Raw genomic sequence first — 12,897 nt, 5'->3', positions numbered from 1 at the left:
TGCTTTTATTTCTTATGACTGGCCGAGGCGCTAGGCCTCGGGCACTGCGCGCATGGCGAGATCCTGGCCGCCGCCGGGCGCCGTTCGCTCGCCTGCCGCCTTCACGATGAATGCCGGCCGGAACACCAGCACCATCGCCGGCATGATGAACAGGGCACTGAGCGCCGAGACGAAGAGCCAGATCGCCATCAACACGCCCATATCGGCCTGAAACCTCAGCGAGGATGCGCACCACAGCACGACGCTGGTGGTCAGCGTCAGCGCGGTCACGACCACGCCACGGCCGGCGCCCAGCAGCGAGGCGATGGTGGCCGCGGACAGGTCCTTGCCCTCGGCGATCTTTTCCTTGATGCCGTCGACGATGTAGAAGGCGTAGTCGACCCCGAGGCCGATACCCAGCGCGGCCACCGGCAGCGTGCTGAGGTTCATGCCGATGCCTTTCCACGCCATGTAGCTGAAGGTGATGGTGTTGGACAGGATCACCGGCACCATGAAGAAGATGCCCGCCGTGACCGAGCGGTAGGCGACCGCGCAGCAGATCACCAACACCAGCAAGGCCAGCGCGATGCTTTCGATCTGGCCGGCGAGAATCACCTCGTTGACCGCAGCCAGCACCCCGACCAGGCCGCCCGCCAGGCGGTAGCTGCCCTCCGCCAGCGGATGGGCATCGACGTAGGCCTTGAGCCGCGCCATGGCGGTGCGGATGCTCTCGCCCTGGTGGTCGCGGAAGTAGAACGTCACCGATGCATCCCGGGCCTGGGCATCAGTGAAGCGCGCCATGTCGCCGGGATCGGAACCCGACACGAACATGTACATCAGCTCGCCGTTCTCCTGTGCCGTGCGGCCGAGCTCCTGGTAGCGCGGGTTGTTCTCGTTCAGTACGCGGCGCACCATCGGGATCACGTCCGCGATCGACGCGCTGCCGCCGATCTCTGGCTGGGCCGCCATGTAGCGCTGCATGCCCGCCATGCTCGCCAGCACCGCGGGCGACTTGACCGCGTTGGGCTGGTGCCCCGCGAACACCGCGTACAGCCGGTCAGCGCCCTGGAACTGCCGGTTGATGGCCGCCGCATCGCGGTTGTAGGCAGAGTCCTGCCAGAGGATGGGTGAGCCAGGCTGGGCATCTCCCACCTGGATACGGGTCGCGTACCACGCCGACACGCCAAACACCGCCGCCGCCCCGGCCAGCACTGCATAGCGCCAGCGCGAGGTGGCGCTGCGCACGCAGACGCCCAGGATGCGGTCGATGCCGGGTCCGAGATCCAGCCGATGGGCATACCCGCGCGGGTAGTGCACCCACGAAAGCAGCACCGGCGTCATCACGCAGGCACTCAATGCGATCGTCATCACCCACACCGTGCCGATGATTGACACCTTGTGCATCAGCGGAATCGGCGTCAGCACCACCACGATCATGCAGCCCGCGTCGGCCACCACACCCAGCATGCCTGGCTTGAACAGCTGCAGCATGCTGGCCTTGGCCGCCGCGCGCGTGGTGTCCGCCCCCGCGGCAAGCTCTTCATCGAAGCGCGACACCAGCTGCACCGAATGCGAGATGGCGCGCGCGGTGATCAGGAAGGCGATCACGATCACCAGCGGATCCAGGTTATAGCCCAGCAGGCGCGCGGCACCGAGCGCCCAGATGGCACTGCTCAGGCCCGCCAGCAGCGGCAGCAGCGTGCCGCGCCAGGTACGGGCGATGACGAAGAGCAGCAGCACCAGGCAACCGATCGTCAGCAGGAAGATGTGCAGCGTCTCCGGCAGGAAGTGGTTGACCCAGCCGTAGAGGATGGGCTCGCCGGTCACGCGCACCCGCACGCCGTCGCCGCGCGCGGCATCGGCGATCGCCCTCACCTGCGGAAAGATCTTGTTGTAGTCGGCGGCGCCTTCATAGAAATCCACCGTGACCAGCGCAGCCTTGAGGTCCTTCGAGACATAGGCGCCATAGACCAGGGGATTATTCAGCATGGCCTGCTTCAGGGCCTCCAGCCCCGACTGGTCCTGCGGGACATCGGGCCACATCAGCGGGCTGGAATCGATGGCCTCGGTCGAGCCGCGGATTTCCTTGAGCTTGCGCGATGCCAGCGAAACGATCTGGAACTGGTTCGCCCCGTCCACCTGTTGCAGGGCGGACGTTACCGACTTCACCTTGGTGAGGAACGCGGTGTTGAAGATGTCGCCCTGCTCGGCCTCGAGCACGAGGCTGACCACGTTCGAGCCGCCGAACGCTTGCTTGTACTGCTCATGGACCTGGATATAGGGATGGCTGCGCGGCAGCAGGTCTTCGAAGACCGTCCTGACCTCCACCCGCAGCGCGGCCACCAGCATCACTGCCGTGACCAGCAGGAAGATGCCGGTCACGTAGGCCCGCCGGCGTATGCAGGACTCGACGAAGCGTTCGAGCCTGCCCTGTTCTGTCGTATTCATGTTCTCCTCCATATTCTTCGGTCGTCCCTGGACAATGCGTCTACAGGGCTGCCGCTTCCTTGACGGCAAGGCGCGAGCCCGTGGCGTAGTACTTGCCGCCGTGCGGCTGCACGCGCGTGTACCAGCGGCGGTCCAGCGGCTCGAACCGCGTCAGCCGCCAGCTGCCTGCATCCGGGCCGGCCACCAGCACCACCCCCTTGTCTCCCACGGCGATCCATTGGCTGCCGTCCCAGGCGACGTCGAGCAGGTCCTCGTCGGTGGCCCTGGCGGCCTGCGTCCAGCTGGCGCCGCCGTTGTCGCTGACCAGCACGGTTCCGCCGAGGCCCACGGCAATGGCGTGGCTGGAATCCCGGAACCTGACCGACATCAGGCTGTGCTTGACCGGGCTGGCGACGCTGGTCCAGCGCTCGCCGGCATCGCCGGTGATGCGGATGCGGCCGAACTCGCCCACCACGCAGCCGCGCGGCCCGTCGAAGGCGATGCCGTTCCATGCGGTGTCCTCGCCCTGCGCCGCGGACTCCCAGCGCTTGCCGTAGTCCCGCGAGCGCAGCAGCACGCCGCCGCTGCCGACCGCCCACGCACTGCCGTCCTGGCTCACATGGACGCGCATCAGCTTGTTGCTGATGGCTGACCTGGGTGCCTGCGCCGGGGCCCAGGTCAGGCCGGCGTCGGCCGTGGTCAGGACCACACCCTCATTGCCGACCGCCACCGCGCGGCGCGCATCCCAGGCGGCGATGTCCTGCAAGGTCTCCTGGCTGGCGGTGCGCTGCATGTGCCAGCCCTGTCCCGCATCGTCGCTGTGCAGGATCTTCCCGTTCGTGCCCACGGCCCACATGCGGCCATCGGGCAGCACGGCGAGGCCGTAGAAGGCGTCGCCGCGTTCCACCAGCGGCTGCGCGACGGACTTGCCTGCCGGCTTGGGCTTGACGAACAAGCCGGCATAAAGAAGCCCGCCAATGATGGCCACGGGCAAGCCGGACAGCAGGATGCGTTTGATACGTTGCATGGTTCAGGTCTTCTCTCTGAATAGGATGCGCAAGGCTGCGCCGGCCGCGGGCGAATTCCGCCCCGCAGGGTTTCACTGCATGGCAAGCTCAGGGGATACGCGGCGGCTACGCGGACGCTAGCCGGCGCCGGGCAGGTTTATCGCGCAGCCATGGTTGCGCTCTGCAGCGCGCGCTCCAGTTCCTCGTGCAGGATGCGCGGGTTGGGATGCGGGACGAATTGCAGGAAGGGTTCGATCTCGATCCGTTCGAACAAGCCTGCGCGGCAGTACGGATCGTCCGCGATCAGTAATTGCGCCTGCTCTCTGTCGGTGCAGCCGACGGCGAGAAACAGGCCTTGCGGACGCTGGTCCTCCCCGCACAACGCACCGGCGCAGACGATCTCCGGCAACCTGGACAGGATGTGGCGGATATGTTCAGGGCGAAGCTTGAGGCGCGCCTGCGCAACGTCCTGCCGGAAGTAGCCGCGAATGATGTATGGCATGGCAAGTAACTCCACTGCGGCGCCCGGTCATCGGACCCTGCGCGCTGGTATGGGATCAGGATGGGTGTTCTCGTTCAGGCGGCTCGCCGGTCAGGCCGGATCGGCGCCTTCGTAGGCCCGCTGTAACAGCTCCCGGACCTGCCCGCGTTCGATCGGGCGCGGATTGGGATATGGCGTCTGCACCACCAGGTCCGCGGCATGATCGAGGCCGTGCGCCGGCATGCCGATCTCGCGCAGGGACCGTGGCACGCCAAGCGCCGCGCCCAGCTCGCGCAGGCCGGCGGGGGCGGGCCCGCGACCCAGTGCGCGGGCAATGCGCGCCATCGCCTGCGGCGCCGACGCGGCGTTGTAGGCCAGCGCGTAAGGCAGCATGACGGTGTGGACTTCCGCATGCGGCAGGTTGAAGCTGCCACCCAGCGTATGGCACAGCTTGTGGTGGAGACCCATCTGCAGGTTGCCCAGCACGGTGGCGCACAGCCAGGCGCCGTACAGCGCGTCGCCGCGCGCATCGGCATCCGTGGGAGCGCGCTTCAGGCATGTCAGCGCACTGGCCAGGGCGCGGATGCCCTCCTCCGCCATCAGGCTGTAGACCGGGTTGCCGTCGCTTGCGTACAGGCCTTCGGCCGCATGGGCGATGGCATTCATGCCGCTGGTCATGGTGAGGCCCTGGGGCAGCGTCAGCGTCAGATCCGGATCGTAGATAACGCTGCGCGGCGCCACGCGCCAGTCGCGGCCGGCGTGTTTCAGACCGCCCTCGGTGATGGCGTAGAGCGGCGTCATCTCGGAGCCGGCATAGGTCGTCGGCAAGGCGATGATAGGCAAATCCGCGTTGAGCGCGATCGCCTTGGCCAGGCCGATGGTGGAGCCGCCGCCAACGGCCACGCAGCCATCGCCGCCGGCCCGATGCACGGCTTGGACCGCGGCGCGGGCGACGTCTGCGGGCACATGCATCACGGCTTCGCCGTAGACGCCGACGCAGCGGTCCCCGAGGAGATCGGCGATTTGCTGGCCGAGCGCCACCTGCTCCGGGGTGGTCAGCACCAGCACCCGCCGCAGCCCCAGTTGGTCCAGTTCGCGCGGAAGGTGTTGCCGTGCGCCGCGGCCGAAGACGACGCGGCAAGCGCGGGATTCATGCACGAATGACTGCATGGTGACTGCTCCAGATGATCAACAGGTTCCCGGCGCGCAAGCAGCCAGGAGGGTATTGGCATAGGTGACTTCCGCGTCGCGGATGCCATGCTCGCTGCCCGGCTCCACCTTGAGGGTGACGTCGGCGCCGACCGCGCTGAACCATGAGGCCGACTCGCGCACGCTGTCGGCGGGCACATGCGGATCCTGGTCCCAGGTGGAGAGCAGCACCGGCATGCCTTCGAGTTCGCGATGCGAGCCGTCGCGGGGCATGCCGGGCGGTCCGATCAGTCCGCCGGTGAAGGCGATCAGCCCCGCATACCTGCGGCGCTGGCGCCAGAGGAACTCGCTGCAGAGGCAAGCGCCCTGTGAAAACCCGACCAGCACCTGGGATGCGTAAGGAAAGCCCATGGCCAGCAGCGCCTCGGATAGGACGTCGATGCGCTCCAGCGCCTGCGAGAGCCTCGGCTCATTGGTGTCGAGGGGGGCGATGAAGCGCTCTGGGTACCAGGAATTGTCCGCCGCCAGCGGCGCGAACCATGCGACCCCGGGGTGGCTGATGCGGCTGACCAGCAGCTCGCGCATCAGCGCGGGGGACTGGCCGCGCCCATGCACCAGGATCGCGGCGAGCTTCGCGTTGCCAGCCGGCGCATCGAACACGCTCAGCGGCGTCTGCATGTGGGGATTGATGTCAGGCATAGTCTTCCCGGCATAACGGGCGATGGGCGAGCGGCAGGGCGTTGGCCCTGCCATGCCCGTTCTCTCAATAGTTCAGGGTTTCCAGCGACTGCAGGATGCTGGCGCGCTGGCTCTCGAACTGCGGTGCGATTTTCAGCTCCGAGCCCAGGCGTTCGTAGGGCTCGTCGATCAGGAAAGCTTCCGGCTTGGATACCGTGGCCTCGAACATCGCACCGCTGGGGGTGCGCACGTAGATCGACTCGAAATACCCGCGGTCCTTGCGCTCCGACGTATCGGTCAGGCCCATCCCCTCGAGACGGGCCTTGACCAGGTCCTGGACCATGCGATCCTCGACCTGGAACGCGCAGTGGTGCACCGTACCCTCGCCGTAAGTCCAGCTCGCCTGGGGCATGCCGGGTTCGAGCGCATAGTCGACGAACTTGCCGGAGCCGCCGTCGCCAAATGCGTAGCGGGTGTACTTGCCGTCGCGTGCCACCTCGCGGCCCGACCAGCCGGTCTGCATGAACTCCTGCGAAGTCTCCATTTCCCGCACATTGACCGCGATCGTATGCAGGCCGCGGACGGCCAGCTCCGCAGGCACTTCGCCGTTGGAGTAAGGCTTGCGAGCATCGTCGGCAATGCCGATCAGCTCGTACTCGACACCGCAGGGATGCGCGAATGCCAGCACCGTTTCCCCGAACCGTTCCGAACGGCGGACCTCGAAGCCATGGTCGGCCAGGCGCTTCTCCCAGAACGGAATCGCCGATACCGGCACCGACAGCGCCAGGCTGCCGATCTGCCCCGTGCCACGCTTGCCCTTGCGCCCGAAATGCGCCACCGGGAAGCAGGTGATCAGGGTGCTCTCCTCGCCGACGTCGTTGCCGTAGTACAGGTGATAGAACGGCGTACCGCCGTCATAGATCAGCGTCTTCTTCACGCTCTTGAGCGACAGCACCTTGGTGTGGAAGTCATAGTCGTCCTGTGCGGTGCCCACGCTCAGCGTGATGTGGTGATGGCGCTGAATGGACTGGTCCGTTTGTGTCATGTTGTCTCCTCTTGCTGTTTTCTGATGGAACAGGTGCGCAAGGCCGTACCGGGATCGTCAGCCTGGCTGGTCCGCGGGATGTGGGGGCTTCATCGCGTGGTCAACGAGGTCCCAGATGAACCGCCCCGATGGCTCGCGCTGCTCTTCGGCAATATGGGCGATCAGGCCAGCCGTGCGGCTGAGCACGGCGAAACCGCGCATCAGCCTGGCCGGGATGCCGATGTCGCCGAGCACGGCGGCGATCGCACCGGTGGCGTTGATGGTGATATGGCGCCCGGCGGCGGCATCCACCTCGGCGGCAAGCAGCGCCAGCGCGGCGCAGCGCGAGCCATGGGTGCCAAGCTCGCGCGCCAGCGCCAGCAAGGCCAGGGCGCGTGGATCGTCCGGGCGGTGCAGGTGGTGGCCAAAACCAGGCACCGCCTCGCGCCTGGCGCGGTAGTCCCGGGCAATGCGCTGCGCCTCGGCAGCGCCCGCTTCGCCGGCAACCGCGATCTGGTCAAGCAGGCCGGCGGCCGGCTCCATGGTGCCGATGAACTGGCTGGCCACCGCAAGCAAGCCGGCTGCCACACCCGCCTGCAGGTTTTCCGGCGAGCTCGCATAGATCATGCGCGTGGCGATGGCACTCGGCGTCATGCCGTGCTCCATCAGCGTGACCAACACCGCTTCGACGATGCGGCGCTGGGCCGCGGTCGGCGCGCTGCCGAAGGTCTGCTTCATGAAGACATCGACAAAGCTGGCCTGGCCGAGCAGGTCGCCCACCAGGTCATCGTCGCCGTAGTAGACCGCCTCCGTGGTGTAGTGGCAGAGCTTGGTGCGCGGCGCGGCGCCCGCTTGCGGCTGGCTCATGATGCGCTCCCGATGCCCACGATGGTTGCCCGGACCGCGGGCTTCAGCACCTTGCCCACCGCACTGCGCGGCAGCGCATCGAACAGGTGTACTTGCTTGGGCGTCTTGACCGAGCCCAGCTCGCGCTTGACCAGCGCAATCAGGTCGGCGGCGTCGACACGCATGCCCGGGCGCAGTTGCACGGCCGCGTGGACGGCCTCGCCCCACTTGGCATCCGGGATGCCGACCACCGAGCAGTCGGCGACAGCGGGGTGCGCGGACAGCACCACCTCGACATCGCTGGGGTAGACATTGAAGCCGCCGGTGATGATCACGTCACGGATACGGTCGCGCAGGAACAGGTAGCCGCGCTCATCAAGGACCCCGGCATCGCCCGTGCGCAGCCAGCCGTCGACCAGCGTCTTGCGGGTCTCTTGCTCCGCCTTCAGGTAGCCGCTCATCACCAGGTCGCCGCGCACGGCGATTTCACCCTCCTCCCCGGCCTTGAGCACGTTGCCGTGCTTGTCGACGATGGCAACCCGGGTCAGCAGCGATGGCTTTCCAACGGAAGCCAGGTTGGTGCCCGTCATGTCGCCCGGCGGCAGGAAGGTGATGATCTGCGGCGCCTCGGTCTGGCCGAAGGACGTGCAGAGAATCGGACCGAACACCGCCTGGGCATCGCGGATCTGTTCCGGGCGCATCGGCGCGCCGCCGTAGACCAGGTAGCGCAGTGAACGCAGCCCACGGGGCGCGCGGCGCTGCTCTTCCACCAGCGACAGAATCAGCGTCGGGGGCGCGAAGAACAGCGTCGCGCCATGGGCCTGCGCCGCATCAAGCAATGCCGCCGCCTTGTTGTGCGCCGGAAAGATCAATGCGCCGCCAGCGCCCAGCAACGGCAGCATGTAGGTCGAGGTGCCGTGCGTGATCGGCGCGGCCACCAGGTAGCGGTCATCCGGCGTCAGGCCCAGTTCATGGATCTGGGTGGCGATGTTCGCGTTCCAGGCGCGCAGCGGCTGGATCACGCCCTTGGGGAACCCCGTCGAGCCGCCGGTGAACTTGATCGCCTGCGCGGCGTCGAGGGGGACACCACCGCGCCCGTGGGGTCCCATCATGACCGTGTTGACGTCACCCGCATGGCAAGCGAGGTCTGCCAGCGGACGCACTGGCACGGTGATACCCACCAGCCGCGCCGCCATCTCGGCATCGGCCAGCACCAGCGACGGCTCGACGAAATCAACGATGCGGTGCAGCTCGGGGTCGCCGTTGCGCGGGTTCAGCGGTATCCACACCTTGCCGGCGGCCAGGATTGCCAGGATCGCCACCAGGTGGTCAACCGTGTTCGCGGCCCCGACGCAGACCCGGCTGCGCGGCGCAGGGTCGATCGCGGTGAGTGCGGCGGCTCGCTGCAGCACCATGTCTGCCAGCGCCCGGAACGACAGCTCGCCGGCGGGGCCGATGATGGCCACCCGGCCGGGATACCGGTGGGCGGCGCGCCACAGGAAGTCGATGGGATACATGCTTGGGAATCTCCAGGAAACAAGGACGGCATCGAGGCGAAAAACGGCTCGCCGCCCTTCGATGGCTCGAACTATAGAAGTTTGTTCGAACATTCGAATATTAGGAAAAACCCTGCCGCCCGTGCTAGCATTGGCAAAAGGCTGGAGGCAGCCTGTTCCCTCTGCCCCGCGACCATGAAGCGACTCTGAAAGCGCTTGAAAGCATGCAAGACGACACCGACGCCTACGCGGCCGCGCTGGCCGCCAACACTCCGCGCCACCTGGACCTGGCACGCACATTGATGCAGGAAATCATCGGCGGCCGCCCACCGGTCGGCGAACTGCTGCCGACCGAGGCCGAATTGTGCGAAAGGTGGAATCTGAGCCGGTACGCGGTGCGTCAGGCCGTGCAGAAGCTGACCAGCCTCGGCATGGTGACCCGGCAAGCAGGCGTGGGCACGCGCGTGATCGCGGACCGGCCGCAGAGCCGCTTCATGCAAGTCATGGACTCTCCGGCCGACCTGGTCAGCTACGCCAAGGGCACGACGCTGCGCACCTCAGGAAGCAGCACCATCCAGGCTGATGAAGCCCTGGCGGCACTGCTGCGCTGCGCGCCCGGCGCCGCGTGGCTCCACATTGCCGGCACGCGCTATGGCTGCCCGCCCGCCCTCGAGCCGATTGCGCTGGTCGACATCTACGTCGACGGCACATATGGTGCCCTGTCCCAGCTCGGCGAGACCCTGGACGTGCCGGTGTACACGATGGTCGAGAAGCAGTACGGGATCAAGATCACCCGCGTCGAGCAGAAAGTGGAAGGCTGGCTGATCGAAGGCGCTCAGGCAAAGGCCTTGCAGGTCCCCGACAAATCGGCCGGGCTGCGCATCACCCGGACTTATTTCCTGCGTGAACAGGCCATTGTCGTGACCACCGGTGTCCATCCGGCCAGCCGCTTCAGCTATTGCACGAGCTACCAGTTGACGCAGGCCGGCAGCTGAAGCATGGCTAGCCTCGGTGGGCCCAGCCGGTCATGCGCTTCTCGACCACCGCAAACAGCTCGTACATCGCCATCGCCATCACCGCGATCACCACCAGCCCGGCAAAGGCCAGCGGCATCTTCATGGCCGAGCCGGCCGACACCAGCAAGTAACCGATGCCTTCGTTGGCGGCGTTCATCTCCGACACCGTGGTGCCGACAAAGGCCAGCGTGATCGCCACCTTCAGCGATGCGAAGAAATACGGCATGGCGCGCGGCAGACCGACCTTGAACAACACGTCGCGCCGTTTGGCGCCGAGCACGCGCAGCACGTCCTCCAGCTCCGGCTCCAGCGTGGCCAGGCCGGTGGCGATATTGACCATGATCGGGAAGAACGAGATCAGGAACGCGGTCAGGATGGCCGGACCCGCGCCCAGGCCAAACCACACCACCAGGATCGGCACGAAGGCGGCCTTGGGCAGCGCGTTGAAGGCCGTCATCAGCGGATAGCTGGCGGCATAGAGCAGCCGCGACGAGCCCATTGCCAGCCCCAGCAGCACGCCCACGGCGATGGCTACGCCGAAGCCCACCATGGTGGTCCAGAAGGTGCGCCACGCATGGCCGGCGATTACGTCGGCATATTCCACCAGCGAGGCCACGATCGCCGATGGTGTCGGCAGGATAAAGTCGGACACGCCGAAGGCCATGCACGCGCCCTGCCACAGCAGCAGCACCGCGGCCAGCAGCAGCCAGGGCGCCACGCGCTGCACGCGGCGCTCCTGCGCGGAAGTGAGAGTCATCATGGTAGCTTTGCCTCAGTGTTGGCGCACATGGCCGATCTTCTCGCGCAGCACGTGCACCAGGTCGGCAAAGGGCTCGGTATAGGTCAGTTCCAGGTCGCGCGGGCGCGGCAGGTCGATCTCCTTGCGCATCAGGATGCGGCCCGGGCGCTGGCTCATCACGTAGACGGTGTCGGCCAGGAACACGGCCTCGCGCAGGTCGTGCGTGACCAGGATCACGTTGAAGCGCTGCGCCTGCCACAGGTCGCGCAGCACGCACCAGAGCTCCTCGCGCGTAAAGGCGTCGAGCGCGCCGAAGGGCTCGTCCAGCAGCAGCATGCGCGGCTGGTGGACCAGCGCGCGGCAGATCGAGGCGCGCTGCTGCATGCCGCCGGACAGCTGCCACGGGTACTTGTCCTCGTAGCCGGCCAGTCCCACCGTATGCAGCAGCTTGCGTGCGCGCTCGACGTACTCGTCGCGACGTGCGCGCAGGGTGGAGCGATATGGTTCGACGATCTCCAGCGGCAGCATTACGTTGTCCAGCGTGGTGCGCCACGGCAGCAGCGTGGGCGCCTGGAAGGCCATGCCGACCTGCTTGAGCGGGCCGGTCACCTTCTGGCCGGCAATCTTCACGACGCCGCGCGTGGCCGGCTTGAGCCCGGTCGCCAGCTTCATGAAGGTGGACTTGCCGCAGCCGGACGGGCCGACGATGGCGATGAACTCGCCCGGCGCCACCTGCAGCGAGATGTCCTCGACCGCGAACTCGCCCTTGTGCGCGAGCTCGTCGTTATAGGCCAGCCAGACCCGGTTGAAATCGACAAAGGGTTCCACGGCCGCGGGCGCGGCGCTCCCGCCAGAGGCGGGCATGAAGGCAGCCTGGCGTGTCATCATCGCAGCACATCCAGTTCGGCCGCGCTGGGCAGGAACGCATCGGTCCACAGCGCATCGGGGTTGATGCGGCCCTTGGTGCCGAAGGCATCAGCCACCTGCGAGGCCATCAGCGACAGGCGCGGCTTGCTGATGCGCCCGAAGCCCTCGGCCTTCGCATCCGGCGACTTGACCACGCTGTCCAGCGCCAGCTTGAGCCGGCGCACTTCCAGCTTCTCATCGATGATGCCGTCGCGCGCCTTGACCGCCTTGATGCCCTCTTCCGGCCGCGCGATCACGTCGCGCGCCGACTTGCTGAAGGCGCGCAGGAAGGCCTTCACTGCCTCCGGGTTCTTCTTCATGAATTCCTCGGAGGCGATCACCGCGTTGCCATACAGCTTCACGCCGAACTGCGGGTACGGCAGCACCACGATGTCTTCATCCTTCACGCCGCGCGCGTTCAGGTTCAGGATCGATGTGAACGAGAACCCGGTGATGGCATCGAGGTCGCCGCGCGTGAGCATGGTCTCGCGCAGCGTCGGGTCCATCGCCTGCCAGTTGAACGAGGACGCCTGCAGGCCGTTGGCCTTGGCGAAGATCGGGAAGGCGCGGCGGCCGGCGTCGAACACCGGCGCGCCCATGCGCTTGCCGGCGAGGTCCTTCGGCGCGCGGATGCCGGACTTCTTCAGCGCGAGAACGGCGGCGGGCGTGTTGTTGTAGACCATCATCACGGCCACCGGCTTGTTCTTCGCGTCGGGGTTGTTGCCGTAGAACTCCATCACCGACGACATATCGGCGAAGCCCATGTCGTACGTGCCCGAGGCCACGCGGTTGACCACGTTGCCCGAGCCGTTGCCGGCGTCGATCGAGACGTCGAGCTTCTCGGCCTTGTAGTAGCCCTTCTGCTCGCCCAGCAGGAACAGCGCCGCCGGCCCTTCGAAGCGCCAGTCGAGCTGGAAGCGGAGCTTGGTTGGTGCAGCCTGCGCGTGGGCCGCGCCGGCGAATTGTGTCGACAGCACCAGGCTGGTGCCGATCATCACGCCGAGCTTCAGCAGGCGGCGCCGTGCCGTAGTGCGGGACGCGCGCGTGCCGGTATGTTCATGGTTCTCGGCGGCAGCAGCGCAAACGCCGGCGGACGCTAGCGCAGCGTGGAAATGAGGCATGGAATCTCTCCGTTGATCGTGATCTCGG

Annotated in this window: 12 protein-coding genes; 1 reads left to right on the top strand and 11 read right to left on the bottom strand. The window is 66.9% G+C overall.

The genetic code is table 11. The features are described 5' to 3' along the window. Positions 1–30 precede the first annotated feature (30 nt). The 8 genes from AC3WVS_RS13670 to AC3WVS_RS13635 form a co-directional block, all read right to left on the bottom strand. Positions 31–2,427 carry an efflux RND transporter permease subunit gene (locus tag AC3WVS_RS13670; protein WP_492319054.1) on the bottom strand — a complete coding sequence of 799 codons (2,397 nt, stop codon included), beginning with the start codon at positions 2,425–2,427 and terminating at the stop codon, positions 31–33. Between the two features lie 40 nt (positions 2,428–2,467). Then, complete coding sequence (locus AC3WVS_RS13665; RefSeq protein WP_492319053.1) at positions 2,468–3,433, bottom strand: sialidase family protein; 966 nt, start codon at positions 3,431–3,433, stop codon at positions 2,468–2,470. 137 nt (positions 3,434–3,570) lie between these two features. Next, the gene (locus AC3WVS_RS13660; protein WP_492319052.1) at positions 3,571–3,915 is read right to left on the bottom strand and encodes a YciI family protein; all 345 of its coding nucleotides are present in this window, start codon (positions 3,913–3,915) and stop codon (positions 3,571–3,573) included. A gap of 90 nt (positions 3,916–4,005) precedes the next feature. Further along, positions 4,006–5,064, bottom strand: a complete 1,059-nt coding sequence (locus AC3WVS_RS13655) for a maleylacetate reductase (protein WP_492319051.1) — start codon at positions 5,062–5,064, stop codon at positions 4,006–4,008. Positions 5,065–5,082: 18 nt separating this feature from the next. Then, positions 5,083–5,721, bottom strand: coding sequence for an alpha/beta hydrolase (locus tag AC3WVS_RS13650; protein ID WP_492319050.1), 639 nt, complete (start codon positions 5,719–5,721; stop codon positions 5,083–5,085). An 85-nt stretch (positions 5,722–5,806) separates the two neighbouring features. Then, positions 5,807–6,766 (bottom strand): VOC family protein, encoded by a 960-nt coding sequence (locus AC3WVS_RS13645; protein WP_492319049.1) that lies wholly within the window; start codon positions 6,764–6,766, stop codon positions 5,807–5,809. Between the two features lie 57 nt (positions 6,767–6,823). Then, positions 6,824–7,612, bottom strand: a complete 789-nt coding sequence (locus AC3WVS_RS13640; RefSeq protein WP_492319048.1) for a citryl-CoA lyase — start codon at positions 7,610–7,612, stop codon at positions 6,824–6,826. Beyond that, entirely contained in the window at positions 7,609–9,108 is a 1,500-nt protein-coding gene (locus AC3WVS_RS13635) for a class I adenylate-forming enzyme family protein (protein ID WP_492319047.1), read from the bottom strand. Before AC3WVS_RS13635 ends, AC3WVS_RS13640 begins: the two co-directional genes overlap by 4 nt. A 203-nt stretch (positions 9,109–9,311) precedes the next feature. On the opposite strand from AC3WVS_RS13635, the gene AC3WVS_RS13630 reads away from it, so the two are divergent. Beyond that, positions 9,312–10,082: a GntR family transcriptional regulator gene (locus tag AC3WVS_RS13630; protein WP_492319046.1), complete on the top strand. Its 771-nt coding sequence runs from the start codon at positions 9,312–9,314 to the stop codon at positions 10,080–10,082. Positions 10,083–10,089: 7 nt separating this feature from the next. Here the strand turns inward: AC3WVS_RS13630 and AC3WVS_RS13625 are convergent, their stop codons facing one another. The 3 genes from AC3WVS_RS13625 to AC3WVS_RS13615 are packed head-to-tail and all read right to left on the bottom strand — an operon-like array spanning position 10,090 to position 12,869. Continuing rightward, the gene (locus AC3WVS_RS13625) at positions 10,090–10,863 is read right to left on the bottom strand and encodes an ABC transporter permease (protein ID WP_010813920.1); all 774 of its coding nucleotides are present in this window, start codon (positions 10,861–10,863) and stop codon (positions 10,090–10,092) included. Between the two features lie 12 nt (positions 10,864–10,875). Next, entirely contained in the window at positions 10,876–11,730 is an 855-nt protein-coding gene (locus AC3WVS_RS13620; RefSeq protein WP_492319045.1) for an ABC transporter ATP-binding protein, read from the bottom strand. Next, entirely contained in the window at positions 11,727–12,869 is a 1,143-nt protein-coding gene (locus tag AC3WVS_RS13615) for an ABC transporter substrate-binding protein (RefSeq protein ID WP_492319044.1), read from the bottom strand. The genes AC3WVS_RS13620 and AC3WVS_RS13615 overlap by 4 nt, the downstream gene beginning before the upstream one ends. Positions 12,870–12,897: the final 28 nt, after the last annotated feature.

The organism is Cupriavidus sp. CPT47-8839-RL05A (genome assembly GCF_058792255.1).
Note: the sequence above shows the minus strand (reverse complement) of the source record. Positions and strands in the feature narration are given on the sequence as shown.

Excerpts from the sequence above, each read along its gene's own strand:
- AC3WVS_RS13650 (WP_492319050.1), bottom strand. The coding sequence starts at position 5,721 with ATGCAGACGCCGCTGAGCGTGTTCGATGCGCCGGCTGGCAACGCGAAG.
- AC3WVS_RS13635 (WP_492319047.1), bottom strand. The coding sequence starts at position 9,108 with ATGTATCCCATCGACTTCCTGTGGCGCGCCGCCCACCGGTATCCCGGC.
- AC3WVS_RS13640 (WP_492319048.1), bottom strand. The coding sequence starts at position 7,612 with ATGAGCCAGCCGCAAGCGGGCGCCGCGCCGCGCACCAAGCTCTGCCAC.
- AC3WVS_RS13620 (WP_492319045.1), bottom strand. The coding sequence starts at position 11,730 with ATGATGACACGCCAGGCTGCCTTCATGCCCGCCTCTGGCGGGAGCGCC.
- AC3WVS_RS13660 (WP_492319052.1), bottom strand. The coding sequence starts at position 3,915 with ATGCCATACATCATTCGCGGCTACTTCCGGCAGGACGTTGCGCAGGCG.
- AC3WVS_RS13655 (WP_492319051.1), bottom strand. The coding sequence starts at position 5,064 with ATGCAGTCATTCGTGCATGAATCCCGCGCTTGCCGCGTCGTCTTCGGC.
- AC3WVS_RS13630 (WP_492319046.1), top strand. The coding sequence starts at position 9,312 with ATGCAAGACGACACCGACGCCTACGCGGCCGCGCTGGCCGCCAACACT.
- AC3WVS_RS13615 (WP_492319044.1), bottom strand. The coding sequence starts at position 12,869 with ATGCCTCATTTCCACGCTGCGCTAGCGTCCGCCGGCGTTTGCGCTGCT.
- AC3WVS_RS13670 (WP_492319054.1), bottom strand. The coding sequence starts at position 2,427 with ATGAATACGACAGAACAGGGCAGGCTCGAACGCTTCGTCGAGTCCTGC.
- AC3WVS_RS13625 (WP_010813920.1), bottom strand. The coding sequence starts at position 10,863 with ATGATGACTCTCACTTCCGCGCAGGAGCGCCGCGTGCAGCGCGTGGCG.
- AC3WVS_RS13645 (WP_492319049.1), bottom strand. The coding sequence starts at position 6,766 with ATGACACAAACGGACCAGTCCATTCAGCGCCATCACCACATCACGCTG.
- AC3WVS_RS13665 (WP_492319053.1), bottom strand. The coding sequence starts at position 3,433 with ATGCAACGTATCAAACGCATCCTGCTGTCCGGCTTGCCCGTGGCCATC.